Raw genomic sequence first — 26,997 nt, 5'->3', positions numbered from 1 at the left:
ATTCGCAGCCTGATCCAGCACATCGGTCAAGCCGCGAGCAAGATCCTCGATGCTTCGCGCAGTTCCACCCAAGTGTCGCGAGACATGGCCGAAGCCGCCGACCGGCAACGCGAAGCGGTGGACATGGTGTCGACCGCGTTCCATGAGATGGTCGCAACCTCCAACGAAGTTGCCCGCTCCTGCAGCCAGGCCGCCGACAGCGCCGACAACGGCCAGCAGCAGGCGCGCGACGGCCAGCGTCAGATCGACGAGGCTGTACGCAGCGTCGATCAGCTCAGCGCGGAAATCGAGCGTTCGGCCAAAGACATGTCACAGCTGGAGAAGGACAGTAACGACATTCAGTCGATTCTGGACACCATCCGCTCCATCGCCGAGCAGACCAACCTGCTGGCCCTGAACGCCGCCATCGAGGCTGCGCGTGCCGGCGAACAAGGTCGTGGCTTTGCCGTGGTCGCCGACGAAGTTCGTGCTTTGGCCAAGCGCACTGCGGATTCGACCGCGGAGATCGACGGCCTGCTGGGCAATCTCGCCAAGCGCACCGCTTCGGTGGCTCAGCAGATGCACGCCAGCCTCGATGTGTCTCAGCAGTCGGTCGCCAAGATTGGCATGGCACGCAACAGTTTCGGGCAGATCCGCGAATCGGTGGATGTGATCCGCGACATGAACACCCAGATCGCCACCGCCGCTGAAGAACAGCATCAGGTCGCCGAGGACATCAATCGGCACATCAGCCAGATCCACGGCGACGCTCGTTTGATCGCCGAGTTGTCCGACGCCGCCCGTGCCGACTCCAGCAGTCTGGCGGCGCTGTCCGACGAGCTGGACGCCCTGGTACGCAAGTTCAAGACGTGATCCTGCTGTGAGGATCCGCGCCCGCCGATCTCAATGAGCGGCGGGCGTGGATTTTTTGGCGACCCGCCACCTTCCTGTTTACTGTTTGCGCCGATGTGAGGGAGTGATTGGAGCATTTATTATGGGGTGGTATTAAGCGAGTGCGGAGATATCCTGCTCTTCCAGCAGCTCGACAAATCGGGTCAGGCTTTGCGACACGGTTCCGCGCCGCCAGATCAGCCAGGTCTGCAATGACCGAAAGCTTTCCTGCAACGGCCAGACGCTGACCGTCGCACAGCCGGGCATGCTTTCAAGCATGCTGCGAGGCATCAGCGCCAGTCCGGCGCCCGCGCTGACGCAGGCCAGCATCCCGTGGTAGGACTCCATCTCGTAAATTTTCCCCGGCACCGCCGAATCGTCACTGAACCAGCGTTCGAAGTGGTGCCGATACGAGCAGTTGGCGCGAAAGGCATAGATGTTCTCGCCGTTCACATCTCGCGCCCGCTTGACCGGGGCATGGTTGAGAGGCGCAATGACTACCATCTCCTCGCCAAACACCGCTACCCCGTCAAGAGCCGGATGCAACACAGGACCATCGACGAACGCGGCCACCAGTCGGCCTGACAGAACACCATCGATCATCGCGCCGGACGGGCCGGTGCTGAGGTCCAGCTCTACTTTCATGTATTGCTGGTTGTACCTTGCCAAGAGCGCGGGTATCCGCACGGCGGCCGTGCTCTCCAGTGATCCCAGCGCGAACGGACCTTGGGGCTCGTCGCCGGACACCGCTACCCTCGCCTCTTCCACCAGCGCCAGGATACGGCGGGCGTAGTCAAGAAAATTCCAGCCTGCGGGTGACAGGCGCAGTCGGTGGTTCTCGCGAATGAACAGGTCTACCCCCAGATCGGTCTCCAGCTGCTTGATGCGCGTGGTCAGATTGGACGGCACGCGATGTATCAACTGCGCGGCGGCACTGATGCTCCCCTGCTCCGCCACGGCCTTGAAAATTTCCAGCTGAACCAGATCCACGGCATTCTCCAAACGTGAACGTTACGCTCACCATTATTCAGTTTCGGAAAACGCAGCTTGCCGGTAGTCTGAACTCATTGTCAAACACCCAGGATGACGCCATGACTACTGTTTCGCCGCAAACCCACGCGCTGTCGATCAACCCCGCCACTGGCGAGCAGATCGGGCAGTACCCTTTCGAATCCGATGCGGCGCTGAATGCGGCGCTCGCTCGCGCTGCGGACGGCTTCAAGACCTGGCGCCGCACGCCGGTGGTGGATCGCGCCGGAATGCTCATCAACCTTGCCCAGGCGCTTCGGGACAATGTCGAGGCTATGGCGCGGATGATCACTCTGGAAATGGGCAAGCCGATCCGTCAGGCCCGGGCCGAGATCGAGAAATGCGCCCAGCTGTGCGAGTGGTACGCCGAACACGGCCCGGCGATGCTGGCCCCTGAACGAACTCTCGTCGAGAATGACAAGGCGCGCATCGAGTATCACCCGCTCGGCCCGATCCTGGCAGTGATGCCCTGGAATTTCCCGGTCTGGCAGGTGCTGCGCGGCGCGGTTCCGGCGCTGCTGGCCGGCAACACTTATGTGCTCAAGCACGCGCCCAACGTGATGGGCAGCGCTTATCTGATGCACGACGCATTCGTCCAGGCGGGTTTCGTGCCGGGTGTCTTCGAAGTCATCAACGTCACGCCTGACGGTGTGTCCAGCGCCATCGCCGACCCGCGCATCGCTGCGGTGACCCTGACCGGCAGCGTCCGGGCGGGCATGGCGATCGGCGCCCAGGCGGGTGCCGCGCTGAAGAAGTCCGTGCTTGAGCTGGGTGGTTCCGACCCGTTCATCGTGCTCAACGACGCGGACCTAGATGAAGCTGTAACGGCCGCTGTCGCAGGCCGCTACCAGAACACCGGTCAGGTCTGTGCCGCCGCCAAACGGCTCATTATCGAGGAAGGTGTCGTCGAAGACTTCACGCGCAAGTTCGTCGAAGCCACACGCCAACTGGAAATGGGCGATCCGTTGAACGAATCGACCTACCTGGGGCCGATGGCGCGCTTCGATCTGCGGGATGAGCTGGACGGCCAGGTCCAGGCCACCCTCGCTCAAGGCGCAACGCTGTTGCTGGGTGGCGGCAAGGTCGAAGGAGCGGGTAATTTTTACCAGCCCACGATTCTGGGCGGTGTCACCGACCAGATGACGTCTTTCCGGGAGGAGCTGTTCGGCCCGGTGGCTTCGATCATCACCGCCCGCGATGCAGCGCACGCGCTCGAACTGGCCAATGACAGCGAGTTCGGCCTGTCGTCCACGGTCTACACCCGGGACCTGGAACTGGCCGAGCGCATGGCCGCCGAGCTGGACAGTGGCGCAGTGTTCATCAACGGCTACAGCGCTTCCGATCCACGGGTAACCTTCGGCGGCGTCAAGAAAAGCGGCTATGGTCGCGAGCTGTCCCACTTCGGGGTGAAGGAGTTCTGCAACGCTCGCACGGTCTGGCGCGACCGCAAGTAAACAAGCCGTAAGCGGAAAGAAAAAGGGAGCATGACGCTCCCTTTTTTCATGGCTCGTTTACGATGGCTCGTCGGTCTTCACCACCGCCGGATCACCGATCGTATAGAAATGCCCGCCAGCCACATAGTGCAGGCTTCGCAGACTCGGATCAGCGGTTTCGAACTTCCAGTGTCCGTCCTCGAACACTCGTGCGTCGGCCCAGGCGCCCACGACCTCGCCGATGAACAGATCGTAGGTCTGCTGGTTGTGCGGTTCGGGAATCAACCGACAGATCAGCCAGGCCGAACAGCCGGCCACCAACGGCGTATCATGCCCCTCGACGCGGAACAGCTCGACGCCGGCACGGTCAAGTTTGTCGGGGGTGAACATCAGGCTCTGAGTGCCGACCTGATGGGTCAGCTCGATCTGGCCCAGATTCGGCACCTGCAGCGCGAACCAACCGCTCTTCTCGACTAACCCACGAGTCTTGGTCATTTTGTCGATCACGACCGTGACCTTGGGCGGCGCGAAATCCAGCGCACAGGCCCAGGCCGCAGACATGACGTTATGCGTCCCCTCATGACTGGACGAAACCAGCACGGTAGGCCCGTGATTGAGCAGGCGATAAGCCTTTTCCAGTTCAACTGGGCGGATATGATTGACCACGTGCAACCCCTTTAAAGCGAAAAGCGTATCCGGCGGAGCCGGGCATGCGTACGAGTATCCCAGACTGACACCCATTCACGCCCAGGGCCAGAAAGTGAGCAGGATAGACAGCGAAACAACCCGCGTGTTCGGGCTGGTATTAGCCGCAGGTCGTAGCCGGCGTTTTGGCGGCGACAAACGCCACGCGCTGCTGCCATGCGGCCGCAGCATGTTGCAGGCCAGCATCGGCAACGCCGTCGGCGTTTTCGATGAAGTATGGGTGGTATTAAGAGGCGATGATGATCCAGCATCGCTGGGAGTTCCCGATAAGACACAGATCGTCCGCAGCCCCAATGCCGATCTTGGCATGGGGAACAGCCTTGCGGCCGGGATTGCTGCTCTGCAGTCCACCGGCGCGGACGCCGTTGCGGTGCTATTGGCTGACATGCCCTGGATCGGTGAGGACGTCCTGATCGACCTGGCACGCCTGGCCGATCCCGAGCGGATCGCCCTGCCCTGTTACCAGGGGCATCGGGGTCATCCAGTGATTATCGGGCGCAGGTTCTGGCCTGAGTTGCTGCGGCTGACGGGGGATCAGGGCGCCAGAGCGGTGATTGCCAGGCACGCCGAGCGGGTGGATATGGTGGAATGTGATGATGCTGGGGTGTTGCGGGATGCGGATACGCCTGAGGCGTTGAGCAGTGATAGATAGGTAAACCGATCGCCAGCAAGCTGGCTCCTACGACTTACGCCCGCGTAGGAGCCAGCTTGCTGGCGATCAATACACCGCAAATCCAACAGACACGGGTGGTATTAAATCGCCGACCGGCTCACACCATTCGCCTTGCGCAGTACATCGGCCATGACCGCCATGGCAATCTCGGCCGGTGTCTTGCTGCCCAGGTTCAAACCGATAGGTGCATGAATACGCGCCAGCGCCCGCTCATCCAGCCCGCCGATTCGTGCCAGGCGCTCCATCCTTTTTGCGCTGGTACGGCGCGAGCCCATGGCGCCAATGTAGAAAGACTCACTGCGCACGGCTTCAAGCATGGTCAGATCGTCGAGCCGAGGGTCATGGGTCAGCGCCACCACGGCGGTCGAGGCGTGACATCCGCCCTCCTCGATGAAGACCGAAGGCAAGACATTGCGCACTTCGACGCCGTCCATGGCGAATCCGGCAAGAACCTCGGTGCGCGGGTCGCAGAGGATGACCTCGTAGCCCAACGCGACCGCGAAGCTGGCGCAGTATTCGGCCACTGGAGACAGGCCCGCCAGCAGCAGTCGGTAAACTGCCCCCATGCGGACCAGCACCTCGTCGCCGTTGCGTTCCACCCGAGGCTGACCACGCTGCGCGGCCATCAAGCCACGCTCCGATCCGTCCAGATGAATCCGTCGGGTGACCCGCTCGCGCCCGGACAACGCCTTTTCCACCTCGGCAAGGTGCAAATCCTGCTCCTTGCCAGGTGCAAAATGTTCGACCAGCACGTCCAGCACGCCTCCGCAGGGCAACGCCAAGGTCGGCGCAAGGCCACCCTCGCCGTAGCGCACCACCTGATTGACCTGCTGGAATTGCCGGTTCGCCAGCCGTTCGAGGAAGTCCTCTTCTACGCATCCGCCAGACAGCGAGCCGCAATGCTCGCCGTCGTCCAGCGCGACCAGCATGGCACCCGGCCCACGCGGCGCCGACCCGAAAGTCGACAACACCGTGCATAGCCACACCGACTTGCCAGCGGCGAGCCAGTCCCGGGCCTGTTGAACCACCTGCAAGTCCAGTTGTTTCATCGTCGATGACCTCGCTGGCGACTCATAACCCGGCCATCAGTTTTTCCTTGGTGATGGGCAGGCTGCGAACCCGCTTGCCCGTCGCGTGATACACGGCGTTGGCGACCGCGGCCGCCAGACCGGTGAAACCAATTTCGCCGATGCCGCGCGCTCCGAACTCGCCCATCCCGTAGTCAGGGTAATCAAGCAGTATCACGTCGATTTCCGGCTGGTCTGCGTGCACCGGCACCACGTATTCGGCGTAGTTATTGTTGACCGGCAGGCCATTGCGCGGATCGAACTCGGCCGCTTCGAACATCGCCATGCCGATGCCCATGACGATCGCGCCTTCGACCTGATTGCGCGCCGCCAGGGGATTGATGATCTTGCCGACGTCGATGGCGCTCACCACTCGCGACACCCGCAGGCTGGAAATGCCCGGATCCCAGCGCACCTCCACGAAATGCGCGCCAAAGGAGCGGAATGCGTGTTCCTTGTCCTGACTCATGTCGCTGTGGAAGGTGCCCTCGGCCCGTGCCAGGCGCTTGCGGTTGAGGACTTGCGAAAAGGCGATCCGCTGCTCGCCATTCACCAGTTGGCCATCTTCGACCTTCAGCGTTTCGGCGTTCTGCCCGGCAAAGACACCGTCCTTGTCCACGGCGTAACCCTGTAGCTTCTTCAGCGCCTCACGCGTCGCGCCGGCAACTGCTGGCAACACGCTGGCCGTCACCCACGAACCGCCGGATACAGGCCCTGCCGGGAAAGACGAACTGCCCAGTTCCACATCGATCTTGTCCAGCGGCAGGCCGGTGATCTGGCTCACCGTCTGCGCCACGATGGTGTAGGTGCCGGTACCGATGTCCTGCAAGCCGCACTGCGCCAGCGCTGTGCCGTCGGCGCGCAGGATCACCCGCGCCTCGGTGGGCACCTGGTAGGCCTCCCAGTTACAGGCTCCCATGCCATAGCCGATGATCTCATCACCGTCGCGCATCGAACCTACCGCGGCATTGCGCTGGTGCCAGCCGAAGCGTTCGGCGGCCTGATCGATGGCCTCGGGCAAGTGGTTGCTGGACCACGGAAGCCCCTGACTCTCATCCTTGTCGGACAGGTTGAGCTTGCGGAACGCCAGCGGGTCCATGTTCGCCGCCAGGGCCATCTCGTCGATGGCCGACTCCAGCGCGAACAGCCCCGGCGCCGCGCCGGGGGCGCGCATCGAGGTCGGGGTGCCGCGATTCACCTCGCCCAACTGATGGCTGACCAGCACGTTGGGGCAGGAATACAGGCTCTTGGTGACGCCACCGCAGTTTTCGGTGTAGACGTCCAGGGTCGAGGTACTGTTGAAGGATTCATGGCTGATCGAGACCAGCTTGCCTGACGCATCGGTTGCCAGACGCAGACGCTGGCTGGTTTCCGGACGGTGTCCCACGGTGGTGAACATCTGTGGCCGGGGTAGCATGAACTGTACCGGTTGCCCGGTGACCTGCGCCGCCGCGCACACGGCGACCGAATGCGGCCACGGCCAGAGCTTGCTGCCGAACCCGGAGCCGATGAAGGGCGCTCGCACCTCGACTCGATCCGGCGGCAGGTCGAACACGTTGGCCAAAAAGTTGCGGTGGTTCACGACACCCTGGGTGCTTTCATACAGATAGAGCTTGCCGTCCTGCCACCAGGCCGTGCTGGAATGCATTTCCATCGGGTTATGCACTTCGACCGGCGTGGTATAGGTCTGGTCGATGCGGTGCGCGGCGTTCTGGAAGGCACCCTGCGAGTCGCCGCGGCTGTGCCCTGCTCCGCCGTCCTTCGCCCCGTTGCGTTTCAGCCCTTCGGCCAGGCTCTTGACCGGCTCGCTTTCCTGATAATGGACCTTGACCGCATACGCCGCGGCGCGCGCCTGCTCGAAGGTCTTGCCGACCACCAGCGCCACGAACTGGCCGGGGTACCAGACACGGTCATCCTCGAACGGCAGCCGATGTTCGTCGGCCTTGCTTGCGGACAGCATCGCCGAGAAATTCAGCGCTGCGTCAGGGGTGCGGTGGAGGTTGGGGAAATTGCCATGGTGAAAGATGTCGACCACCCCGGGCATGCTTCGAGCCTGGCGGTCGTCGATGGCCGAAATCCGGCCGCTGGCGATGGTGCTGTAGACGCCGTAGGCGTAGAGCATCCCGGTCATGGGATGGTCGGCGGCATAACGCGCTTCGCCACTGACCTTCTGCCGGCCGTCAATGCGGCGCTGAGGTTTACCGATAATGGATTCGCTCATGCTGGCCTCCTTATGCCGTCACATCTGCTGAAAGATCACGTAGGTTGCGAGCCACCACCTGCTGTCCCAGCGGGATCTTGAAGGCGTTGTGCTCGTAACCCCGCGCACCCTTCATCGCCAGTTCGGCGACCTGCGCGAAGGTGTCGGCATCGGCGCGTTTACCCACCAGCGCCCGCTCCGCTTCAGCAGCCCGCCATGGCTTGGTGGCCACGCCGCCCAACGCGATGCGCGCGTCGCTGATGCGCTTGCCGTCCATCACCAGGATGATCGCACTGGACGCCAGCGCGAACTGATACGAGGTACGGTCGCGCAGCTTCAGGTAGGCCGAGCGGCTGTCGGCAAGCGGCGCGTCCAGCGTCACGTGGGTAATCAGCTCGCCGGGTTGCAGCGCGTGCTCGCGCTCAGGGGTGTTGCCGGGCAGCAGATGGAAGTCGGCGAAGTCGATGTCGCGGCTGCCGCCTGCACTCTGAACCGTGACCTTGGCGCCGATCGCGGCCATCGCCACGCACATGTCCGAAGGATGAGTGGCGATGCAGTGTTCACTGGTGCCGAGCACCGCGTGCACGCTGCGGTTCATGCCGCCCTGCGCCGCGCAGCCGGAGCCCGGCTGGCGTTTGTTGCACGGCGAGACGCCGTCACGAAAGTAATTGCAGCGCACCCGCTGGAGGATATTGCCGCCGGTGGTGGCTTTATTGCGCAGCTGCGTCGATGCGCCGGCGAGAATCGCTTGCGACAGCACCGGATAGCGTTCACGAACCAGCGCGTGATTGGCCAGATCGGTATTGCTCACCAGGGTCCCGATACGCAGGCGACCGTCGGGCAGCGATTCCACCTGCTTGAGCGGCAGACGGTTGATGTCCACCAGTTGGCTGGGTTGCATGACGTCCAGCTTGACCAGGTCCAGCAGGGTCGTGCCGCCGGCCAGATAGAAGCGCGAAGGCGCGCCGGAGGCGCTGCTGACTGCCTGGGCGGATGACTCGGCCCGCGCATAATCGAAAGTACGCATCAGGCGACTCCTCCCATTTTCGAACGTGCCGACTGCACGGCCGAGAGAATGTTCTTGTACGCACCGCAGCGGCAGATATTGCCGCTCATGGCCTCGCGCACGCTGGCGTCGTCACCCGGGATGTTCGGGTCCTTGAGAATCGCCACCGCGCTCATGATCTGACCCGAGGTGCAATAACCGCATTGATAAGCGTCATGTTCCCAGAAGGCTTCCTGCACCGGATGCAGCTTGTCATTCTGGGCCAGCCCTTCGATGGTGGTGATCTCGTCGCCATCGTGCTGCACCGCAATCGACAGGCATGAGTTGATCGCCATGCCATTGACCAGCAGCGTGCAAGCGCCACACTGGCCCTGGTCGCAGCCTTTCTTGGTGCCGGTCAGTTGCAGGCGGTCACGCACCACATCCAGCAGTATCGCGTTGGCCGGCACATTGAGCGTATGGGACTGGCCGTTGACCTTGAGGGTTATACGCTGCTCGCCGGCGCCAGGCGCGCCCGTGTCATTGACCACGGGACCGAGGCTTGCCACCGGCGCTGCCTGCGCGGTGCCATCGGCGGGGATCCAGGTCGAGAGCGTGGCGGCGGCGATGCCGGACGCGCCGAACTTGAGGAAATTACGGCGCGAAGGCCGGGCCGAGTCGCCTTCTTCTACCGCGTCTTGACGCTTGTCGGGTTCGTTCATCAGGATCACTCGTCATGAGCCGCCGCTTTTCGTGAAGCGGCGGGCGTTATGGTGCGTCGGCGGCCAGGGATGGCCCGGTGCGTCGACGTGCAGCTTGGGTCACGGGCAGTCATAAAAGGGTGTTGCAGTCACGGGATCGGTCAAGCGCTCTGCGGCGCTCGTACGGTGGATAAGTGTTTAACTGGTGAAGTCGGTAAAAGTTCACTTTCCGTCGCGCATCGGGGCCGCATCATGAGCAGAATCGCGACGCCGCCCTGAGTGACGACGTTAGCAGCTGCTACCCGCCTCGATTAACCAAAGAAATCGGCAAGCACTTATTCACGACACTCATGAATGCGACCAGCTCAGTTCATGGCGCAAGTGCCATTTCGGTCAGCCGCCTAAAGCGCGGCGCGAAACGGGCGATATAGAGGTTCGAGCAAGTCAGGCGGGACTGACGGAAGATGGAAGGAGGGTTGCGCGGCGTGTCGGCACGCTCGCGCCATGAGGGCACTTGTGCCAAAATGGCGCGCCTTTGCCGAACCGGAACGCCAGGGCGACACTCAACGGAGCAAAAAATTCCCTGCCCGACGTGTCTTGTTCAACCTGCGCGGCGTCCAAGACCCCGTGAACAGGCTGACCTGGTGAGGCGGCGCACGCCCGGTGCATTCGAAAGATGCCGGCGGACGCGCTGCACCAAACGGGCAAATGTCACGCAAGACGCTGGTGCCAACGATGATAACAAGTCAGCGCAACGGGACATGAACTGAGGTCTAGAGCGGTATTGTATTGGCCTTGTATGTCCACCTCCAGTCCCTTCGGGTGTGAGACTTTGTCGCATGCGGCACCGCGTGCGGCCCGGTCGTAGTTGCCTTGGGGTTCAGAGGGCGGATGGCGATTTATCAGATGGAAGACAGTATGTTGAAGAAAGTGAACACGGCTCTTGTGGGCCTGGCTCTGGCCATGGGCCTGACGCCGCTGCACGCTGCAGAAACCAAGAAAGTCGACGTCTTGCTGGTCGGCGGCGGGATCATGAGTTCCACCCTGGCTGTCTGGCTCAACGAGCTGGAACCCAGCTGGTCGATGGAAATGGTCGAGCGCCTCGACGGCGTCGCCCAGGAAAGCTCCAACGGCTGGAACAACGCCGGTACCGGTCACTCCGCTCTGGCCGAGCTGAACTACACCCCTGAAGACAAAGACGGCAACGTCAACATCTCCAAGGCCATCGAAATCAACGAAGCCTTCCAGATCTCCCGCCAGTTCTGGTCGTGGCAGGTCAAGAACGGCGTTCTGAAGAACCCGCGTTCGTTCATCAACTCCACGCCGCACATGAGCTTCGTGTGGGGTGACAACAACATCGAGTTCCTGAAGAAGCGTTACGCTGCTCTTCAGAAGAGCCCGCTGTTCAGCGGCATGCAGTTCTCCGAAGATCACGAGCAGATCAAGAAGTGGGTTCCACTGATGATGGAAGGCCGCGATCCGAACCAGAAGCTGGCCGTGACCTGGAGCCCGCTGGGTACCGACGTGAACTTCGGCGAGATCACCCGCCAGTTCGTAGGTCACCTGAAAGCTCAGCCTAACTTCTCCCTGAAGCTGTCCAGCGAAGTCGAAGACATCAAGCGCAACGACGACGGCACCTGGCGCGTCATCTACAAGAACCTGAAGGACGGTACCGAAACCACGACCGACACCAAGTTCCTGTTCATCGGCGCCGGCGGCGGCGCACTGCACCTGCTGCAGGAGTCCGGCATTCCTGAAGCCAAGGAATACGGCGCATTTCCGGTCGGCGGTTCGTTCCTGGTCACCGAGAACACCGAGATCGCTCAGCAGCACATGGCCAAGGCCTACGGTATCGCTTCCACCGGCGCGCCACCCATGTCGGTTCCGCACCTGGACACCCGTGTCCTGGACGGCAAGCGCGTGATCCTGTTTGGCCCATTCGCGACCTTCTCCACCAAGTTCCTGAAAGAAGGCTCGTACCTGGACCTGCTGACCAGCACCAACCTGCACAACGTCTGGCCGATGACCCGTGTGGGCATCAAGGAATACCCGCTGGTGGAATACCTCGCCGGTCAGCTGATGCTGTCGGACGACGATCGCTACCAGGCGCTGAAAGAATACTTCCCGAACGCCAAGAAAGAAGACTGGCGTCTGTGGCAGGCCGGTCAGCGCGTGCAGATCATCAAGCGTGACGAAGAGAAAGGCGGCGTCCTGAAACTGGGTACCGAAATCGTCGCTTCCAAGGACGGCAGCATCGCCGGCCTGCTGGGCGCTTCGCCAGGTGCTTCCACCGCCGCTCCGATCATGCTGGGCGTGCTGGAAAAGGTCTTCAAAGACAAGGTCGCGACGCCTGAGTGGCAGCAGAAGCTGCGCCAGATCGTTCCGAGCTACGGCACCAAGCTGAACGACAATCCTGATGCCGTTGCCCAGGAATGGGCCTACACCGCCGAAGTACTGCAGCTGGCTATTACCCCGCCTGCGGTCAACAAGGCCTCCGCGCCGGCTGCGGCTCCTGCCGCTGCGCCAGCCCAGAAGCCTGAAGGCAACGCTGCTCGCGACATGGCTCTGTAAGCCGGCTCTCGACGCGTACGCAACATAAAAGCCCCGCCGGATCCGATCCGGCGGGGCTTTTTCATGGCCGATTGTCTGGCCCTATGGTCACTTGGCGAAAATCTGACTCATGTCCTTGAACGCCTTGAACTCCAGGGCGTTGCCGCACGGGTCGAACAGGAACATGGTCGCCTGCTCGCCCACCTGCCCCTTGAAGCGCACATAGGGTTCGATCACGAACTTCGTATCGAACGAACGCAGCCGCTCGGCCAGCGCTTCCCATTGCTCCCACTGCAGAATGATCCCGAAGTGCGGAACCGGAACGTCATGTCCGTCGACCGGGTTGCTGTGCGCGCTTTCCTGTGCAGCAGTACGGGCCTGCTCGTGGATCACCAACTGGTGCCCATAAAAGTTGAAATCGACCCACTGCTCGCTGGAGCGGCCTTCTTCCAGGCCAAATACCGTGCCATAGAAGTTACGGGCCGCGGGCAGGTCGTGAACGGGGATTGCGAGGTGGAAGGGTGAAAGGCTCATCAGGTGCTCCGGCTCTGTTCTAGTCATGGCTGGAAGCCCACGCGGGCTTCCAGCGGCAAGACAAATCATAGGCAGACGGACGTAACAATAAAATCAATATATATTTGGCGAAAGCACAACGGAAATCGATCAATGATCCGCGAGTTGAAAACGCTGGTGGCCGTGGCCCGGGAGGGCACCTTCGCGGCGGCTGGCCAGCGAGTAGGCCTGACACAAGCGGCGGTCAGCGCACAGATGCAGCGTCTGGAAACCGAACTGGGACTGAGCCTGTTCGAACGCAAGGGTCGCAATGCCCACCTGAGCGCCATGGGCCAGCACACGCTCGCGCAAGCGCAGGAACTGATCCGCCTGTATGACAACCTGGGTTCGTCGGTATCCGGCGAAACCCCCAGCGTGCGCCTGACGTTGGGCGCCATCGCTTCGGTGCAACGCTCCTGGTTGCCGGATGCGCTGGCTTCGTTTCACCGGGAGTTGCCCCATTGTCGGACGCGGATCATCCCTGGCGTATCCATGGAATTGCTCAATCAAGTCGACGCCGGGGACCTGGACCTGGCGACCATCATCCGTCCGCCCTTCACACTGCAAAGCGATCTGCGCTGGACTACCCTCGCCCGCGAGCCGTACCGACTGATCGTGCCGACCGACATGCGCGGTGAAGACTGGCGAGAACTGCTGGCGACCGAGCCACTGGTCCGCTACGACCGTTCCTCTTTCGGGGGACGTCAGGTCGACCGTTTCCTGCGCGGCATGCACTTTGCGGTGCGGGAAATCTGCGAACTGGACGAGCTGGACGCCATCGTCCGGTTGGTGAGCAATGGCGTCGGCGTTGCGCTGGTGCCGCAGACCCGTGCCAGCGACCCATGGCCGGCGTCGGTGCGGGCGCTGGATCTCGGTGAGCACAGCTTTCATCGTGATGTAGGGCTGGTGCACAGGACCCAGGGCGATTTCAATGAGCCCACTAGCCTGCTGATTCGTTTGATCGAAGAGGCCTCGGCCCTTGGCAGATAAATCGAACTCGGCGACTCTCCGCCCTATCCAAGCGGTATCACCCACTGCCGAGGAAACGACATGAACGAAGAACGCTCCCACACGGCCACGCATCAGTCACCAAAAGCCGGCGCTGTCGATCAGTCCGGCAAGCCTGTCGACGTGGTCCGCAAGGATATCGAGCATGAGCATTCGTCGACCGAAGGTGTCGACAAGATCATTACCCCCACCTCCATCAAGGAGAAAGAACAGGACGCTCAGACCATTCGCGAGAAGACTGCGGAAGCCGAGCGCAAGCTGGCGGATCAGGACTGATCCGTCGCCCGGACCAGAGCGGTCGCGTCCTGGCGGCCGCTACTCCGACCGATGCAGCATCCTCCCCAGCGATAAAGCATCGCCTACCGCCGCGCCACTGGCGGTGTTGTCGAATATGCCCCAGACCGGCACTTCCTGGGCAATCGCTGTCTCGATCGACCGCCCCACCGACTCCAAAAACTGCGCTGCGTAGGCGCTGTGATAAATGCTCGGCGAGCCGTGCAGTCGCCAGTAGTGAAGCCCTTGCCACCCAGCGGGCCGATCGGCACCGGCAAACGGCGCGGGATCGGCGGCCACTCGTGCGATCCGCTGCTCCAGCAACAATGCTTGCGCGTCATTCCAGGAGACGTGCCGGGGCTCCAGTACCACGTGCCCAGCGAAGCGGTCACGCAAGGCCCGGAAGAAAGCTTCAGCGGCCTGGGCGGAAAATGCCAGAGAGGGCGGCAGCTGAATCAGCAGGCAACCCAATTTGTCTTCCAGTGCCGTGCACTGACCGAGGAACTCGTCCAGCAGAAGTTGGCAATCCGCAAGCCTATGCTCATGGGTGATCTGCTTGGGGATTTTCACCGCGAAACGAAAAGCTTCCGGCACGGACTCCGCCCAGCGGGCATAGGTCTGGGCTCGATGTGGACGGTAAAACGAGCTGTTGATTTCCACGCCGTTGAAGCGCGAAGCATAGCGCTGCAGGTGGGTGCCCTCGGACTCGAACTCAGGCCAGTACTGACGCGCCAGGCTCCAGCCGGCGCAGCCGATACGCAGATCACCCCTTGCCTCTGCCGCCCCATTCAATACAGCACGCCTCCCGCCTCACGCATGAAAATCTCGACAGTCTTGGGACCTACGCCATCAAAGGCCAACAGGCGCTTCTCGAACTCCGCCCGGTCCGCGCTGGCTTTATGGACGTTGCTCAACTTGCCGGCGTATTCGTCGTTGAGTTTTGCGCTCAGCGCCGAAAGCCGGTCAGCCGTGGATTCGTCGTAACGTACGTAGTGAGCCTCGCCAAGCATGGCCACCAGCTCGCGGTGGCTGCAATGGGCAAGCTTGCGAGGCGTGTCGCGCTGGTGCTTTTCGACAAGCACCCTATAGGCATTGCAGGCAATGTCTGCCTGAATACGCTTGCCCATCAGAAAACTGGCCAGAAACCATTTGAACAGTGCGCGCTCGTCTCCGGACTCGATATCGATGCCCAGATCCGCCGCGCCGATCACCTTACTCACCGCAACCTCCATCGCTGCGAAGCAAAGCCGGCCACGGCAGCGCCGCGCCGGCCTCGGATTACTTGCTCTGATCCGATTTGCCTTCCTGCATCTGCACGGAAGACTTGCTGCCGTCGGTATTGTCCTTGGTCTCGTTGCCTGAGTTATCGAAGCAGCCATGCAGCGCCAACAACGAAATGAACAACAGACACACACCCGGCTTTTTCATGACAGTCTCCTTGATACCGTGTTTCATTTATGAGCAACGCGTGCCGCACGGCAGTGCACTGGCACGGCCGCGCAAAGCGTCAAACTCGTTTCGGTAGACCGTCCTGAGGCCGAGAGTTTGTCATGATTTGTAAAACACTCGACCAACGGCACCCTGACCAGTATCACTCTGATATCTCGCTACGAGCCTGGCTCCGACGGCTCATTTGTATCCAGCTTATTTTCGAGATGTACGCAAATCTGCCATCTAGCGTCGCAATAATGCATCTCCCGTTCTTGCCCGATATCGATACTTCGTTCATGTTGACGCTGCACTTGCCCTATAACGTAGGAAAATTCTTTACGGACCCAGCGCACACTCTTGATACAAAGTGCTTACACTTTCGACGTATTGGCTCTCTAATTGCTTTACTCATGACCCTGGCCACATTACGCCGGTTGCAATGCCACAGGCTGAGTCATGACGGCCCGCTAAAACGGCCGTCCGCTTTCTATCCCCTTCAAGCCCCGCCACTACTTCTGATACAGGTCTGACCATGGATTACGAAGCAAAGGGTCCGGAACCACGCGATATCCTTAAGGCCCCGGAACATCTGCAGCGCGACGACGCCATCTGCTTTGGCGCTTTCGTGCTGCTGCCGCGCGAACATCTGCTATTCAGACATTCCGAGCCCGTTCCGTTAGGTAGCCGTGCGATGTCACTGTTGGTAGCGCTCTCGGCGCGGCCGGGGCAACTGCTGGAGAAAAACGAGCTCTTGTCTCTCGCCTGGCCCAAGGCAGTGGTGGAGGAATGCAATCTGCGCGCGCAGATCGTCGCACTGCGGCGCGCCCTCAGCGATGACGAAGCGTTCGAATACATCGTGACGGTGCCCGGCCGCGGCTACCGGTTCAACGCGCCGGTTCGGACGACCCAGGCCGCCCCGGCGCTAGCGGAACCCGTCGCGGACGTCGCACCCGGCACACCGGTTCTCAAGCGACAGGTGATTGGCCGCGAAAAGCTGGTGCAGCAGTTGGCGGACCTGGCGACCACGCGCAGGCTGATCACCCTGACCGGAGCGGGCGGCGCTGGCAAGACGACGGTTGCGCTGGCGGTCGCGGAAAGTATGGCGCAGCGCTTCCCGCAACCTTTCGGGTTCGTCGACCTGGCTCCGGTGTCGTCCGGCAATCCGGTGCAGGGGCTGATCGCATGCGCGTTGGGGCTGGGCGCGGAAACCGAACGCCCTTTGCGCGATATACCGGCAAGCTTCATCGACCGCCCGCACCTGCTGGTGCTGGACAATTGTGAGCATCTGCTCGACGAAACCGCCGCGGCGGTCGAAACCCTGCTGCTCAATGCCCCACTCTGCCGCGTACTCATCACCAGCCGCGAGCCGCTGCGCGCCGAGGACGAATGGGTGCACGAACTGGCGCCGTTGCGCGTCCCTCATGATCATCTGGTTCTGGACGCCGCGCAGGCGATGACGTTTTCCGCCATTGCGCTGTTCGTCGCCAGAGTCCGGGAGCAAGACCCGACCTTCGTCCTGGACGACAGCGACACCGAAGCGGTGGCGGCGATCTGCCGCAAGCTCGACGGCAATCCGCTTGCCATCGAACTGGCTGCGGCACGGGTCAGAACCTTCGGCCTGCGAGAGCTGGTCGGGCTGCTGGACGGAAGCTTTCGTCTGCAGATGACCGGCCGCCGTACCGCGCTGCCACGTCAGCGTTCGCTCAGCGCAACGTTGGACTGGACCTACGGAATGCTGTCGGACGACGAGCAGGCCCTGCTGCGGCAGCTGTCGATCTTCAATGGTTCGTTCACCCTTGACGGGGTGATGGCGATCGTCGACATCGGCCTGCCCGACGTGCGCATGACCTTGCCCATGATTGAAAGCCTGCTCGACAAGTCGCTGCTCGCCACGGTCGAGCACGACCAGGGCAAGCGCTATCGTCTGCCGGGCACCACCCGCCTGTACGCGCGGGAGAAACTGTTCGAGCTCGACGACAGCGATCGACTGCAACGCGCCCACGCCAACTGGGCGCTGCGGCTGCTGGACGGTGCGCGACTGGATCTTGAACAACTGAGCCACGACGCCTGGACCCGGCGCTATGGTGTGGAAATCGACACAGTTCGCGCCGCGCTGGAGTGGGCTTATACGGTGCCCGGCGGCCAGCAACTGGGGATTGAACTGACACTGCTCAGCTCGCCGCTGTGGCTGCGTCTGTCGCTCGTGGGCGAGTACCACGAATGGGTCAACCGCGGCCTGCCGCGTCACACCGAAGTCGAGCAGATGGACCGTCGACAGCGGATGCGTCTACTGACCGTGTCGGGCAGCATCATGATGCTCACTTACGGCGCGGGCCAGAAGATGCGCGACGTCTGGCGCCAGGTCGGCGAAGACGCCGAAGCCCTCGACGACTCCGAGCACCGACTGCGCTCGCTATGGGGCCTGTGGAACGATCTGTGCGGCAGCAACCTGCATCGGGAGGCCAGCGAGGTGGCCGAACGTTTCCTGGCGCTCGGCAAGGACCCGCGGGTCGCGGACTGTCTGCTGCTGGGCAAACGCATGCGCGCCACCAGCGCCTTCTATATGGGCGACCTGCAGAGTGCAGGCCAGGCCATCAACGAGGCCTTGGGAGCGCCGTTGTCGCTGGCTTCGCATATCGTCGACATGCATTTCGACCAGCGCATCGCCGCGCAATCGCTCAAGGCCCTGATTCAGCTGCTCGAAGGCCACATCGGCCAGGCAATGGTCACCCTGGACACCAATCTGCAACAGGCCGTGGCGCTCAGCCACCCAGCGACGCTCTGGTACACCTTGGCGCTCAGTGCCATTCCGGCGACTATCATCGCCGGCACCCTGCACAAGACCCGCCGCTTTCTTGCCCAGCTCAAGGAAAGCACCGCGCGTCAGCCGCTGCCGATCTGGCGCGAGCTGACCCAGTGCTTCGAATGCGTGCTGGAAATCCGCGAGGGCGATGCCAGCGTCGGGGTTCCGCAACTGGGCGAAGCGCTCAATCAGTTGCGCAATTGTGTCGAGACGCCGTTACATTCGATGTTGCACGTCGAGTATGCGCTGGGGCTCGCAAGCCTGGGCCTGGAATCGCTTGCGCTGGAAACGCTCACCGGGTTGCATGAGACCGCGCTTGCGCGCCACGACCGCTGGTACCTGCCCGAGCTGATGCGGGTCAAGGCGCAGTTGATGCACAGCCAGCCCCATGCCCATTCCCTGGAAGACGTGCGCCGGCTGTTGTCCCAGGCCCTGGAAATCGCCCGCGAAGACGGCACGCATTTCTGGGCGTGGCGGATCAATACCGACCTGAATCACCTCAAGACCGCCGCAGCCTCACCCGCAGCCCGACCGCGTTCGGCGATGCATTGATCGCCGAACATCCGTATTCGCGGCGTACACAGACCTTGTAGGAGCGACCTTGGTCGCGATCTGCCGCGAAGCGGCAGCAAAACCGGGCGATGCGGTGTGTCAGTTAGATCGCGTCATCGTTCATCGCCAGCAAGCTGGCTCCTACGTTGCGGATTCATCCGCGATCTGCCGCAAAGCGGCAGCAAAACCGGACGATGCGGTGTGTCAGGTAGATCGCGTCATCGTCCATCGCCAGCAAGCTGGCTCCCACGGTCTGCGTAGGAGCGGATTTATCCGCGATCTGCCGCAAAGCGGCAGCAAAACAAGGCGGCGCGGGGTATCAGGCAAACCGCGTCAGCGTTCATCGCCAGCAAGCTGGCTCCCACGGACCGGTAGGAGCGACCTTGGTCGCGATCTGCCGCGAAGCGGCAGCAAAACCGGGCGATGCGGTGTGTCAGTTAGATCGCGTCATCGTTCATCGCCAGCAAGCTGACTCCTACGCCTACGGATGATCAAATCAACCGATGCGCCACCAGCGCATCGGCCACGGCCTGGAAGGTGTTTTCCGGCACGGGATCGCCCGGCACGCTGCGTTTGGCGACCTGACTGGCCAGTTCGTCCACTGGCCACAGGGGGATACCCAGCGGCGCCGCTTCGGCGAGCAGGGTGCGCGAATCCTCGGGCGCGGCGCGGCAGACCACGATCGGCACCGGGGTTTCGCCCCGCACATAGCGCACGCCGATCACCCAACCACCCGGGCAGCCGATCATCAGCGACGCGCGGCCCAGCCCCAGTTTGGTCGCCAGCGCCTGCATTTCCCGCCGTTGACGCTGGCGCTCGCGCTTGATGGTCGGGTCGCCATCGGCGTCCTTGCGCTCGCGTTTCTGCTCGCTGCGGGTCATCTTCATGTCGCGGCCGAACAGCCAGCGCTGCATCAACACATCCACCGCGCCCACCAGCAGGAACGCTGCCAGCACCGTGAATACCAGCGGTTTGAGCACCAGATAGAAAGTGGACTCGATGCAACCGGCGCCACAGCGTGACGACTCCATCAAAGCCTGCAGGGCGTTACGCCCTACCACGTAGAACGCCAGCCCCAGCATCAGGACCTTCGCCAGGCCCTTGAGAAACTCCACCAGATTGCGCATCGCGAAAATGCGTTTGAAGCCTTCGACGGGATTGATCCGCTTGATGTCCGGCTTGATCGGCTCGACCGTGAACACCACGCCGCGCATGGTGACGATATTGGTCAGCACCACCGCCGCCGTGGTCACCCCCACCACCGGCAGCGTGAGGGTGATGACGATCTGCTCGGCATGATCCAGCAGACGCGGCCAGACGCCGGCGAACGGCTCGATGTATATCAGCGCGGCCAGGTCGATCAGCGCGGTGATCTGCGCCTGGGCACGGGGGACCAGCACGGCGATGCACAGCGTACACAGCAGAATGACCATGCCCGAGACCAAGTCCTGACTCTTGGCGACCTGCCCTTTCTTGCGCGCATCGCGCAGTTTCTTGTCCGTGGCCGGCTGGCTTTTTTCCTCGCTGGTGCCGCTCACGTGTCGCCCGCCAGGCTTTTGAGCACTTCAACCGTGCCGCGGAACTGCGCCAGTTGATCGAGCATCACCGGGATCAGAAAGCCTATGTAAATGACCATCAGCACCGAGAAAAACAGGTTCTTGACCGGCAGCGACAGATCGAAGATATGCAGGCTCGGCGCCATGCGTGACAGGTACGCCAGCATCAGGTCGGTGATCAGCATCGACACGATCAACGGCGCGATCATCAGCACGCCGATGCGCATCACCTGATCGAGGATCGCCAGCACGGAGCTGAGGGAAGCGCCGCTGAAAATAGGCGTGAAGGCGGTTACCGGCCACAGCTGGTAGCTGTGGTAGTAGCCGTCGACCATCAGAATGAAACCGCCCGACATGAAGAACAGCGTGATCAGCATCACCGTCAGCAGGGTCGCCATCACGCTGGCCTCGCCCTGCCCCAGCGGATCGAGCAGTTGTTCCATGGTCGAGCCGCGCTGCAGGTCGACCAGCTCGCCCGCCACCTCTGCCGCCCAGAACGGGATGCCGAACAGCAGGCCGATCATCAGGCCGATGATGAATTCCTTGATCATCAGCCCGGCGAGGAAGAATCCGTTGTGCTCGGGCATCGAGGTGAACGCGGCGAAGACCGGCAGCACCATGGGCACGGAAATCGCCACCGCGACACAGCCGCGGACCATGCCGGTCAGGCCCAGGCGATTGAATGCCGGGGTGATGATCACCAGCCCGAGCGCCCGGCTGGCCGCCAGCGACGTGGAGCTGATGACCGGGTAAGCCACTTCGATGAAGGCGTTGGTCAGTTCAGCTTGCATGACGCCTCATCGAGTCCAGAGTGGAAAGTTGTCGAGCACCGTGCTGCCCAGCTCCGCCACCTGGCCGGCCAGCAGAGGGCCGACGAACACGATCACCAGCAGGACCGCCACGAGCTTGACCACCTGCGGCAGGGTCTGGTCCTGGATCTGGGTCAAAGCCTGCAACAGACCGACACTCAAGCCCACGATGATCGCCGCCGCCAGCGCCGGCGCCGACAACAGCAACACCGTCATCAAGGCCTGGTTCATCAGCGAAAGAAATACGTCCTGCCCCATGCGTCAGCCTCCATAACTCAGGATCAGCCCGTGCATCAGGCGCGACCAGCCGCTCAATGCCACGAACAGGAAGATCTTCAAGGGGATCGAGATCAGCGTCGGCGAAACCATCGACATGCCCATCGCCATCAGCACGTTGGACACCAGCAGGTCCACCACCAGAAACGGGATATACAGCAGAAAGCCGATTTCAAAAGCGCGGGTCAGCTCGGAACTGACGAACGCGGGAATCAGCACCACCAGATCGTCGTCACGCAGATCGGCGCGGGCTTCGGGTGACCAGATAGTCTCGGTGGCCTGTACGAAGAAGCCACGCTCATTCTCGTTGGCGAACTTCGCCAGATGCGCCTGCAACGGCGGCCGCAGCGCGCTGCCCAGCTCTTCGAGCTGTTCCACGTTCTGCAGGCTGATTTCCCGGCCTTGCACCTGCCGGTACATGTCGCCGATCAGGGGTGTGGTGACGTAGACCGAGAGAATCAGCGCGATGCCATACAGCACCAGGTTTGGCGGCGTCTGCTGCACGCCCAGGGCGTTGCGGATCAGGAACAGCACGACCGAGATTTTCAAAAAACCGGTCAGGGTCACGACCGCCAGTGGGATCAGGCCGATGGTCGCGACGACCAGGATGATCTCGATCAGATTCGGCTGATAGCCGCTCATGGGGCGCAGAAACCCAGCAGCCGCACGCCGAGTCCGTCGCCGATGCTGACCAGTTCACCGCGACCGACGCGACGTCCGTTGACCATCAGGTCGACGCCGTCCTGCGCCGCCGAGGTCAGTTGCAACAGGCTGCCAGGCCCCATTTCCCGCAGTTGGGCCAATGTCACCTCTACGCTGCCGAGCTGACAGACCAGCTTGAGCGGCAGCTCATCCAGCGCCGCATCCATTTCGCTCGCATCGGGTGTCAGGGTATCGGTCATTGCAAGGTTCCTGTCGGGACTGATGGCTGCCAGCGCAGCCAGGCATTCAAGGGTTTGATGATCACGGCGCGCCAGGCAGTGAAAGTGTTCGCCAAGGCGCAGGCGCAGTTGTCGGTCAGGCGGGCAGTCGAGCATGACGACGTCACCGGCATTCAGGCTGCGCAGCTCACCGAGGGTCAGCGGCGCTTCGCCGCTTTCCACAGCAAGATTGAAGCGCAGCGCGGTCAGCGGGTCGGGCGCGGATGTGCCGTGCTGATCGAGCCAGTCGGCGATACGTTCGGCGGTTTCAGATTTGACGTGAAGGCTGGCGGGAACTGCCGCGCGCTCGCCGACCCGGATCTCCAGCGGTATGGCGAGCGTGTGAGCGATCTCGGGGGTATCACCCGCCGTGACCCGCAGCGAAACGCCCAGCAACTTTTCCAGAGGTTCGATCCAGCTCAGCCAGGCCAGCTCCAGCAGCATGGCGTCACTGTCGGCGCACGGGTGGGCTGCCGATGACTGAGGCGTCCAGCCGGACAGCGCCAGAAGATCCGCCGCCACCCGCAGTTCGACGGGCTGACCATCAAGCGACAGAAAGACAACGGTCAGCGGCTTCTGCGCAACGTCCGCCACCGCGCTGCCCCAGCGCACCTGCAACGCTTCGCCGGCCAGAACTCCCTGCCAGGGCGCACAGGACCGCAGCAAGCGGTTGTGGAGCGCGACCTGTCCCGCTTCGAAGCGCGGCAAATCGCGCAAGGGCTGCCAGGCCTGGGCGTCGACGCCTTCGAGCGTCGCCGACATTCGGCACGTCATTGCGGATGCCCCGGCCTGGCACCCGGCAGTTCGTCGGCCTCGTCACGCTGTTCGCCGGCACGCGCCTCGCGGCGCGCGCGTTGCTCCACCAGGGCACCCCAGGCCACCGTCTTCTGTTGCTGCGCCGCGTGCTGCTGACGCAGTTCCTGGCGCAGCTGCTCCTGATTTTCCACTTCGCGAGTCGCGACAACGGCCTGTTCCGCGAGCGACTCGCCCTGCTCTTCCAGGCGCTGAAGCTCATCCTGTGCCGCGCGCCAGGCGCTGACCGACAGGCCTTCGCTGAATCGCCCGAAGACTTCCTCGGCTTCCCGCGCCAGACGCTCGCGATGCTGATGCAGCGCCTCGCGCGACTTATCCAGCTCGGTGCGGATCTCCCGGCAGCGCGCCTGTTGAGCCGCCAGGCGACTGGATGCACGTTGTTCACGCAATTCCCGCAAGGCTTGCAGGCTATGGAGGTCAGCGGTTTTCATCATGTACTCCGGCCTTCGAGGCCTGTTCGATCTGGGTCATGCCAGCACCTTGCGCATGCGTGCGAGCATGTCCTGAGGGCTGTCGTGCTCGTGGGGCGGCTGACGAAGAAACGCCTCGATGGCGTCCTGCCGGGCGATGGCTTCGTCGGCCAGCGGGTCGCTGCCGGCGGCATATTCGCCGACCTGGATCAGCAATTCGATCTGTTGGCGGCGGGCAATCAATTCGCGCATGCGCGCCGCCAGACGCTTGTGTTCGGTGGATGCGACCTGATCCATCAGCCGGCTGCGGCTGTGCAGCACATCGATGGCCGGGAAGTGCTCGCGCTGGGCCAGCTCGCCGCTGAGCACGATATGGCCGTCGAGGATCGAACGGCTTTCTTCGGCGACTGGGTCCATCGCGGCCTCGCCTTCGGTGAGCACGGTGTACAGCGCGGTGATGCTCCCGGCCGAACCCGGCCCGGCGCGCTCCAGGAGCCTTGGCAATGCGGAAAAGAATGACGGCGGATAACCGCGTCGGGTCGGCGGTTCGCCCACCGCCAGGCCGATCTCGCGCTGGGCGCGGGCGAAGCGTGTCAGGCTGTCCATCAACAGCAAAACATTGCGACCCTGATCGCGATGGTATTCAGCCTGTACGGTGGCCACGTAGGCAGCGCGCACCCGCTCCGCGGCCGGGCGGTCCGACGTCGCAACCACCGCGACGGTCCGCGCTCGCGCCTGGGTATCCAGCTGTTCCTGCAACAGCTCGCGCACTTCTCGCCCCCGCTCGCCGATCAGGCCGATGACGATCACGTCGGCATCGCTGTTGCGCACGATGCTTGCCAGCAGCGAGGACTTGCCCACGCCCGGCTCACCGAAGATCCCCATGCGCTGGCCCTGCCCCAGGGTCAGCAACCCGTCGATGGCGCGCACGCCCAGTGACATGGGTGCTGAAATGATCTGGCGGCTGAAAGGCGCCGGCGGTTCGGCGTGCAGCGGATAACGACGCAGCCCCACCGCCATCGGCGCCGGACCGTCGAGAAAGTCGCCCATCGGGCTCAGCACCCGGCCCAGCAAGGCATCACCGACCTGAACGCCGAGCGCCTGCCCGGTGGCGATGATCCGGGTGCGCGTCGACAGCCCTTCCATTGAGCCGATGGGCGACAGGATAGCGTCGTCTTCGTCGAAGCCGATGACCTCGGCGGACAATTCACGGCCGTTGCCCGGATCGTGCAACACGCACAGCTCGCCGATCCTGACCCCGGCGACACTGGCGCGCAGCAGCACGCCGCGAATGCTGCGCAGGGTGCCGCGCATCGGCCGCGGCTGAGCCCGGCGCAAACGCTCATGAAGGCTGGGCAGCATGGCATCGAGCAGCGGCTTCACAGGCCTTCTCCCTCGGCCAGCGGCAGCAAGGCGCGGCGCAGATTGTCCAGTTGCTCTTCCAGGCCCAGTTCCACGGAGCCTGCCGGGCTGACCAGCCGCGCCTGGCCGCTTTGCAATTGATCGTCGCCTTCGATGTTCAGATCGCGCAATGCCCCGGGCTCCTGCGCAATACGCTGGCGCAGGCCCTCGACCTCGGTGCGCGGCACCAGCAGACTCAGTTGCTGGTCCTGGCGAAACGCCGACAGGGCCTGCGCCGTGCAGCGCAGCAGACGCTCGCGTTCGTTCATTTCGCCCAGCACTTGCCGCGCGATGCCCAGCGCCAGTTCGGCCAGCGAGGCTTCCAGCCCGGCGAGATAGTCATTGACATGGGCGCTGGTCTGCGCCAACAGCAGCGCCTGTTGCTCGGCGCCTTCCTGGCGGGCCTTCTCGAACCCTTCGGCGCGGGCCTGTTCCAGCCACTGCTGGCTCTGCTCGCGTATCTGTCGGGCCTGTTCGTGGGCCGCATCCACGAACGCATAGCCGTCGATCCAGCGCTGGGCTTCGGCCGCACGCAGGATGCGGGCGGCGGGTCGGGTCGGCAGGTCAGTCATGGGGCCGGGCCTCGGAATCGCTGTCGCCGGACACAAGCGCGGCGGCGACACGGCGCACCACCTCTGCCTGGCGTGCGTCTATGGGTCTGGTCAAGGGTGGAAACGGCAGGCGCAGCACCAGCCAGTCGCGCAATGGGCCAGGCTGCGCCGCCAGCCACGCATTCAGGCAGGCCGCGCCGTCCTGCTCGATGGCGTCGAACAAGGCAGCGGGCGAGCGCAACAGATCGGCCGCGCCGGCCAGGTCGCGTAGTCGCAGGGCCAGACGCAGGGTCGGCGCGCCAAGCCGCTCCCGATAGTGAGCGACCACTTCGCCACGGATTTCCCGGCTCAGGGTCGCGGCATGCCAGACCGCGCCGCACAGGGTCGTGAGCCGAGCGAATTGTTCAGCGGTCAGCGACAGCACCTTCAAGTCAGCCTCGTCCGGTGCAGGCACCCGATCAAGCGGTTGCAAGCGGTGATGTTCGGTCAGACGCTGCTCCAGCCTGACCGCGAACCGCGGCGCCTGGCGTAGCGCGACAAGCTGCTCGGAGCTCAGCGGGCGGCCGAAGCTTTCCAGCAACGCCGCTTCGCGCACGAACGTCAGGGGACTTTCGACCAATGCCTGCCAGGAGGTGTGCGTCGCAGCGTTCATTGCGCATCACCCAGCACATAAGGGCGTTCGACGCGTTTGCGCCGCCACAGCTGCCGGCCCAGCACGCCACCGGCCGCCAGTGCCGCGAGCAGCAGCACGCCAAACAGCAGACGCGCCCTGGGCAGGTCCTGCTCGAGCATCCATATGCCAAGGAAACTGGCCATGGGCGCCTGCCGCTCGACGCCGGCCGGCACGGAGGCCTTGATCGCCGTGACCGATACCCCGTCATAGCCCAGCCCGGAAATGCCGTTGGCGACCAGGGTCTTGATCTGCGGAATGAGCACGTCGATCTCGGTCCGCGGGTCATAGCGCACCAATACAGAGGCCGACGAGGGCGAGATGACCCGCTTGAGCAGGTCGTTGTCGGGCAGCACCACATGGACCCGCGCCGAGAGAATGCCGTCGATCTGCGACACGGTATGCGACAGTTCCTCGCTCAGGGCGAACACCATCTGCGCGCGTTCCTGTACCGGCGATGAGACCAGGCCGTTGCCCTTGAACACTTCGCCCATGTTGGAAAAGGTCTGGCCTGGCAGACCGGCGTCGTCGAGCACCGCCATCGCCTGGGCAAAGCGTTTCTCGTCCACCACGATCTTGAGCCGGCCATCGTCCTGCACCTTGCGCGAGGCCGGGATGCCGTCGCGCAACAGGACCGCCAGCATCGTGTTGGCTTCACGTTCACCCAGGTTGGTGTACAGATCGACATCACAGGCCTGCAACAGGCCCGCGAGCATCACCACTATCGTCAGGCGCAAGGCGCGGCAGCGTTTGAACATG

At 63.1% G+C, this 26,997-nt stretch carries 27 protein-coding genes; 7 read left to right on the top strand and 20 right to left on the bottom strand.

Going from position 1 to position 26,997, the window contains the following annotated elements; translation table 11 throughout:
• Nucleotides 1-84 precede the first annotated feature (84 nt).
• A complete protein-coding gene (locus TRP66_RS23655; RefSeq protein WP_442965221.1) occupies nucleotides 85-852 on the top strand; it encodes a methyl-accepting chemotaxis protein in 768 nt (255 codons plus the stop codon).
• Nucleotides 853-984: 132 nt separating this feature from the next.
• Here the strand turns inward: TRP66_RS23655 and ptrR are convergent, their stop codons facing one another.
• Nucleotides 985-1,860, bottom strand: coding sequence for a putrescine utilization regulator PtrR (gene ptrR / locus TRP66_RS17975; protein ID WP_333405252.1), 876 nt, complete (start codon nucleotides 1,858-1,860; stop codon nucleotides 985-987).
• A gap of 101 nt (nucleotides 1,861-1,961) precedes the next feature.
• Here ptrR and TRP66_RS17970 point away from each other — a divergent pair, with 101 nt between their 5' ends.
• Nucleotides 1,962-3,353, top strand: a complete 1,392-nt coding sequence (locus TRP66_RS17970) for an aldehyde dehydrogenase family protein (RefSeq protein ID WP_333405250.1) — start codon at nucleotides 1,962-1,964, stop codon at nucleotides 3,351-3,353.
• 57 nt (nucleotides 3,354-3,410) lie between these two features.
• Here TRP66_RS17970 and TRP66_RS17965 read toward each other — a convergent pair whose 3' ends face one another.
• Nucleotides 3,411-3,998, bottom strand: coding sequence for a flavin reductase family protein (locus TRP66_RS17965; protein WP_333405248.1), 588 nt, complete (start codon nucleotides 3,996-3,998; stop codon nucleotides 3,411-3,413).
• Between the two features lie 94 nt (nucleotides 3,999-4,092).
• On the opposite strand from TRP66_RS17965, the gene TRP66_RS17960 reads away from it, so the two are divergent.
• Entirely contained in the window at nucleotides 4,093-4,689 is a 597-nt protein-coding gene (locus tag TRP66_RS17960) for a nucleotidyltransferase family protein (protein WP_333405246.1), read from the top strand.
• Nucleotides 4,690-4,790: 101 nt separating this feature from the next.
• Here TRP66_RS17960 and TRP66_RS17955 read toward each other — a convergent pair whose 3' ends face one another.
• Genes TRP66_RS17955 through TRP66_RS17940 form a run of 4 tightly spaced genes read right to left on the bottom strand, consistent with a single transcriptional unit; the run spans nucleotide 4,791 to nucleotide 9,684 of the window.
• The gene (locus tag TRP66_RS17955; RefSeq protein ID WP_333405244.1) at nucleotides 4,791-5,759 is read right to left on the bottom strand and encodes an XdhC family protein; all 969 of its coding nucleotides are present in this window, start codon (nucleotides 5,757-5,759) and stop codon (nucleotides 4,791-4,793) included.
• 22 nt (nucleotides 5,760-5,781) lie between these two features.
• Nucleotides 5,782-7,998 carry a xanthine dehydrogenase family protein molybdopterin-binding subunit gene (locus TRP66_RS17950; RefSeq protein WP_333405242.1) on the bottom strand — a complete coding sequence of 739 codons (2,217 nt, stop codon included), beginning with the start codon at nucleotides 7,996-7,998 and terminating at the stop codon, nucleotides 5,782-5,784.
• 10 nt (nucleotides 7,999-8,008) lie between these two features.
• A complete protein-coding gene (locus TRP66_RS17945; protein WP_333405240.1) occupies nucleotides 8,009-9,004 on the bottom strand; it encodes an FAD binding domain-containing protein in 996 nt (331 codons plus the stop codon).
• A complete protein-coding gene (locus TRP66_RS17940; RefSeq protein WP_333405239.1) occupies nucleotides 9,004-9,684 on the bottom strand; it encodes a (2Fe-2S)-binding protein in 681 nt (226 codons plus the stop codon). The genes TRP66_RS17945 and TRP66_RS17940 overlap by 1 nt, the downstream gene beginning before the upstream one ends.
• Nucleotides 9,685-10,581: 897 nt before the next feature.
• On the opposite strand from TRP66_RS17940, the gene mqo reads away from it, so the two are divergent.
• Nucleotides 10,582-12,234 carry a malate dehydrogenase (quinone) gene (gene mqo / locus TRP66_RS17935; RefSeq protein ID WP_333405237.1) on the top strand — a complete coding sequence of 551 codons (1,653 nt, stop codon included), beginning with the start codon at nucleotides 10,582-10,584 and terminating at the stop codon, nucleotides 12,232-12,234.
• A gap of 87 nt (nucleotides 12,235-12,321) precedes the next feature.
• Here the strand turns inward: mqo and TRP66_RS17930 are convergent, their stop codons facing one another.
• Nucleotides 12,322-12,747: a VOC family protein gene (locus TRP66_RS17930; RefSeq protein ID WP_333405234.1), complete on the bottom strand. Its 426-nt coding sequence runs from the start codon at nucleotides 12,745-12,747 to the stop codon at nucleotides 12,322-12,324.
• A 132-nt stretch (nucleotides 12,748-12,879) separates the two neighbouring features.
• On the opposite strand from TRP66_RS17930, the gene TRP66_RS17925 reads away from it, so the two are divergent.
• Nucleotides 12,880-13,755: a LysR family transcriptional regulator gene (locus TRP66_RS17925; protein WP_333405232.1), complete on the top strand. Its 876-nt coding sequence runs from the start codon at nucleotides 12,880-12,882 to the stop codon at nucleotides 13,753-13,755.
• Between the two features lie 60 nt (nucleotides 13,756-13,815).
• Entirely contained in the window at nucleotides 13,816-14,049 is a 234-nt protein-coding gene (locus TRP66_RS17920) for a hypothetical protein (RefSeq protein ID WP_333405230.1), read from the top strand.
• A 39-nt stretch (nucleotides 14,050-14,088) separates the two neighbouring features.
• Here the strand turns inward: TRP66_RS17920 and TRP66_RS17915 are convergent, their stop codons facing one another.
• Genes TRP66_RS17915 through TRP66_RS17905 form a run of 3 tightly spaced genes read right to left on the bottom strand, consistent with a single transcriptional unit; the run spans nucleotide 14,089 to nucleotide 15,474 of the window.
• Entirely contained in the window at nucleotides 14,089-14,838 is a 750-nt protein-coding gene (locus tag TRP66_RS17915; RefSeq protein ID WP_333405228.1) for a DUF72 domain-containing protein, read from the bottom strand.
• Complete coding sequence (locus TRP66_RS17910) at nucleotides 14,835-15,278, bottom strand: DNA methylase (RefSeq protein WP_442965220.1); 444 nt, start codon at nucleotides 15,276-15,278, stop codon at nucleotides 14,835-14,837. Before TRP66_RS17910 ends, TRP66_RS17915 begins: the two co-directional genes overlap by 4 nt.
• A 46-nt stretch (nucleotides 15,279-15,324) precedes the next feature.
• On the bottom strand, nucleotides 15,325-15,474 hold the full coding sequence (locus TRP66_RS17905) for a hypothetical protein (protein ID WP_333405224.1): 150 nt from the start codon (nucleotides 15,472-15,474) through the stop codon (nucleotides 15,325-15,327).
• Nucleotides 15,475-16,009: 535 nt separating this feature from the next.
• Between TRP66_RS17905 and TRP66_RS17900 the strand changes: the two genes are divergently transcribed.
• Nucleotides 16,010-18,832 (top strand): ATP-binding protein, encoded by a 2,823-nt coding sequence (locus TRP66_RS17900; RefSeq protein ID WP_333405222.1) that lies wholly within the window; start codon nucleotides 16,010-16,012, stop codon nucleotides 18,830-18,832.
• Nucleotides 18,833-19,323: 491 nt separating this feature from the next.
• Here the strand turns inward: TRP66_RS17900 and TRP66_RS17895 are convergent, their stop codons facing one another.
• From TRP66_RS17895 to sctJ, 10 genes are read right to left on the bottom strand one after another with little or no spacing between them, the layout of a single operon-like run.
• Complete coding sequence (locus TRP66_RS17895; protein WP_333405220.1) at nucleotides 19,324-20,370, bottom strand: EscU/YscU/HrcU family type III secretion system export apparatus switch protein; 1,047 nt, start codon at nucleotides 20,368-20,370, stop codon at nucleotides 19,324-19,326.
• The gene (gene sctT, locus TRP66_RS17890) at nucleotides 20,367-21,179 is read right to left on the bottom strand and encodes a type III secretion system export apparatus subunit SctT (RefSeq protein ID WP_333405218.1); all 813 of its coding nucleotides are present in this window, start codon (nucleotides 21,177-21,179) and stop codon (nucleotides 20,367-20,369) included. Before sctT ends, TRP66_RS17895 begins: the two co-directional genes overlap by 4 nt.
• Before the next feature lie 6 nt (nucleotides 21,180-21,185).
• Entirely contained in the window at nucleotides 21,186-21,455 is a 270-nt protein-coding gene (locus TRP66_RS17885) for an EscS/YscS/HrcS family type III secretion system export apparatus protein (RefSeq protein ID WP_333405216.1), read from the bottom strand.
• Nucleotides 21,456-21,458: 3 nt separating this feature from the next.
• Nucleotides 21,459-22,115 carry a type III secretion system export apparatus subunit SctR gene (gene sctR / locus TRP66_RS17880; protein WP_333405214.1) on the bottom strand — a complete coding sequence of 219 codons (657 nt, stop codon included), beginning with the start codon at nucleotides 22,113-22,115 and terminating at the stop codon, nucleotides 21,459-21,461.
• Nucleotides 22,112-23,155: a type III secretion system cytoplasmic ring protein SctQ gene (sctQ, locus tag TRP66_RS17875; RefSeq protein WP_333405212.1), complete on the bottom strand. Its 1,044-nt coding sequence runs from the start codon at nucleotides 23,153-23,155 to the stop codon at nucleotides 22,112-22,114. Before sctQ ends, sctR begins: the two co-directional genes overlap by 4 nt.
• 8 nt (nucleotides 23,156-23,163) lie before the next feature.
• On the bottom strand, nucleotides 23,164-23,637 hold the full coding sequence (locus TRP66_RS17870) for a hypothetical protein (RefSeq protein ID WP_333405210.1): 474 nt from the start codon (nucleotides 23,635-23,637) through the stop codon (nucleotides 23,164-23,166).
• A gap of 36 nt (nucleotides 23,638-23,673) precedes the next feature.
• Entirely contained in the window at nucleotides 23,674-24,978 is a 1,305-nt protein-coding gene (locus tag TRP66_RS17865) for a FliI/YscN family ATPase (RefSeq protein WP_333405349.1), read from the bottom strand.
• Nucleotides 24,979-24,995: 17 nt separating this feature from the next.
• The gene (locus TRP66_RS17860) at nucleotides 24,996-25,589 is read right to left on the bottom strand and encodes a FliH/SctL family protein (RefSeq protein WP_333405208.1); all 594 of its coding nucleotides are present in this window, start codon (nucleotides 25,587-25,589) and stop codon (nucleotides 24,996-24,998) included.
• Nucleotides 25,582-26,220 (bottom strand): type III secretion protein, encoded by a 639-nt coding sequence (locus tag TRP66_RS17855; RefSeq protein WP_333405206.1) that lies wholly within the window; start codon nucleotides 26,218-26,220, stop codon nucleotides 25,582-25,584. The genes TRP66_RS17860 and TRP66_RS17855 overlap by 8 nt, the downstream gene beginning before the upstream one ends.
• Nucleotides 26,217-26,996 carry a type III secretion system inner membrane ring lipoprotein SctJ gene (gene sctJ / locus TRP66_RS17850; protein ID WP_333405204.1) on the bottom strand — a complete coding sequence of 260 codons (780 nt, stop codon included), beginning with the start codon at nucleotides 26,994-26,996 and terminating at the stop codon, nucleotides 26,217-26,219. The genes TRP66_RS17855 and sctJ overlap by 4 nt, the downstream gene beginning before the upstream one ends.
• Between the last annotated feature and the right edge of the window lies 1 nt (nucleotide 26,997).

The organism is Pseudomonas sp. JDS28PS106, assembly GCF_036706555.1.
GTDB lineage: Bacteria > Pseudomonadota > Gammaproteobacteria > Pseudomonadales > Pseudomonadaceae > Aquipseudomonas.
Note: the sequence above shows the minus strand (reverse complement) of the source record. Positions and strands in the feature narration are given on the sequence as shown.

Bases quoted from the DNA above. Each gene is read 5' to 3' on its own strand.
- TRP66_RS23655 (WP_442965221.1), top strand. From the start codon at position 85: ATGGCCGAAGCCGCCGACCGGCAACGCGAAGCGGTGGACATGGTGTCG.
- TRP66_RS17970 (WP_333405250.1), top strand. From the start codon at position 1,962: ATGACTACTGTTTCGCCGCAAACCCACGCGCTGTCGATCAACCCCGCC.
- TRP66_RS17955 (WP_333405244.1), bottom strand. From the start codon at position 5,759: ATGAAACAACTGGACTTGCAGGTGGTTCAACAGGCCCGGGACTGGCTC.
- TRP66_RS17950 (WP_333405242.1), bottom strand. From the start codon at position 7,998: ATGAGCGAATCCATTATCGGTAAACCTCAGCGCCGCATTGACGGCCGG.
- TRP66_RS17945 (WP_333405240.1), bottom strand. From the start codon at position 9,004: ATGCGTACTTTCGATTATGCGCGGGCCGAGTCATCCGCCCAGGCAGTC.
- TRP66_RS17940 (WP_333405239.1), bottom strand. From the start codon at position 9,684: ATGAACGAACCCGACAAGCGTCAAGACGCGGTAGAAGAAGGCGACTCG.
- mqo (WP_333405237.1), top strand. From the start codon at position 10,582: ATGTTGAAGAAAGTGAACACGGCTCTTGTGGGCCTGGCTCTGGCCATG.
- TRP66_RS17930 (WP_333405234.1), bottom strand. From the start codon at position 12,747: ATGAGCCTTTCACCCTTCCACCTCGCAATCCCCGTTCACGACCTGCCC.
- TRP66_RS17925 (WP_333405232.1), top strand. From the start codon at position 12,880: ATGATCCGCGAGTTGAAAACGCTGGTGGCCGTGGCCCGGGAGGGCACC.
- TRP66_RS17920 (WP_333405230.1), top strand. From the start codon at position 13,816: ATGAACGAAGAACGCTCCCACACGGCCACGCATCAGTCACCAAAAGCC.
- TRP66_RS17910 (WP_442965220.1), bottom strand. From the start codon at position 15,278: ATGGAGGTTGCGGTGAGTAAGGTGATCGGCGCGGCGGATCTGGGCATC.
- TRP66_RS17905 (WP_333405224.1), bottom strand. From the start codon at position 15,474: ATGAAAAAGCCGGGTGTGTGTCTGTTGTTCATTTCGTTGTTGGCGCTG.
- TRP66_RS17900 (WP_333405222.1), top strand. From the start codon at position 16,010: ATGGATTACGAAGCAAAGGGTCCGGAACCACGCGATATCCTTAAGGCC.
- sctT (WP_333405218.1), bottom strand. From the start codon at position 21,179: ATGCAAGCTGAACTGACCAACGCCTTCATCGAAGTGGCTTACCCGGTC.
- TRP66_RS17885 (WP_333405216.1), bottom strand. From the start codon at position 21,455: ATGGGGCAGGACGTATTTCTTTCGCTGATGAACCAGGCCTTGATGACG.
- sctR (WP_333405214.1), bottom strand. From the start codon at position 22,115: ATGAGCGGCTATCAGCCGAATCTGATCGAGATCATCCTGGTCGTCGCG.
- sctQ (WP_333405212.1), bottom strand. From the start codon at position 23,155: ATGTCGGCGACGCTCGAAGGCGTCGACGCCCAGGCCTGGCAGCCCTTG.
- TRP66_RS17870 (WP_333405210.1), bottom strand. From the start codon at position 23,637: ATGAAAACCGCTGACCTCCATAGCCTGCAAGCCTTGCGGGAATTGCGT.
- TRP66_RS17865 (WP_333405349.1), bottom strand. From the start codon at position 24,978: ATGCTGCCCAGCCTTCATGAGCGTTTGCGCCGGGCTCAGCCGCGGCCG.
- TRP66_RS17860 (WP_333405208.1), bottom strand. From the start codon at position 25,589: ATGACTGACCTGCCGACCCGACCCGCCGCCCGCATCCTGCGTGCGGCC.
- TRP66_RS17855 (WP_333405206.1), bottom strand. From the start codon at position 26,220: ATGAACGCTGCGACGCACACCTCCTGGCAGGCATTGGTCGAAAGTCCC.
- sctJ (WP_333405204.1), bottom strand. From the start codon at position 26,996: ATGTTCAAACGCTGCCGCGCCTTGCGCCTGACGATAGTGGTGATGCTC.